Below are 391 nucleotides of genomic sequence, written 5' to 3' on the forward strand. Positions count from 1 at the left end.
CTGCTGTCGCTGCTGCCGCAGGCCGTGGCCGGCCTGCTGCTGGGCGCGCTGCTGCTGCTGCTGATCGGCACCGATGGCTGGAGCCACCTCTCGCACGTGATGGCCGAGCTCAACGCCCTGGGCCAGTCCGGCGCGCAGCCGGACCAGGCGCAGGTCCGCGCACTGGTGGAGGAACTGCCGGCCGGACGCATCCTGCTGTGGCTGCTGCTGGTGGTGGCGACCTTCGCCGCGGTCAGCCTGGCCCTGTTCGTGATGCCGCCGCAGGTGATGTTCGACCATGCCACCGGCGCCCATGCGCTGCGCCAGAGCCTGCGCGCCAGCCTGCACAACCTGCCGGCGCTGCTGGTGTTCTTCGTGCTGACCTTCATCGCGCTGATCGCGATCTATTTCG

The 391-nt window shown here is 70.1% G+C and carries 1 pseudogene; it reads left to right on the forward strand.

The features are described from left to right. Positions 1-391, forward strand: a pseudogene (locus tag SB822_RS55240) (hypothetical protein); the annotation flags it as partial.

This window comes from Paraburkholderia sp. SIMBA_054, from assembly GCF_046534875.1.
Classification (GTDB): Bacteria; Pseudomonadota; Gammaproteobacteria; order Burkholderiales; family Burkholderiaceae; genus Paraburkholderia; species Paraburkholderia hospita.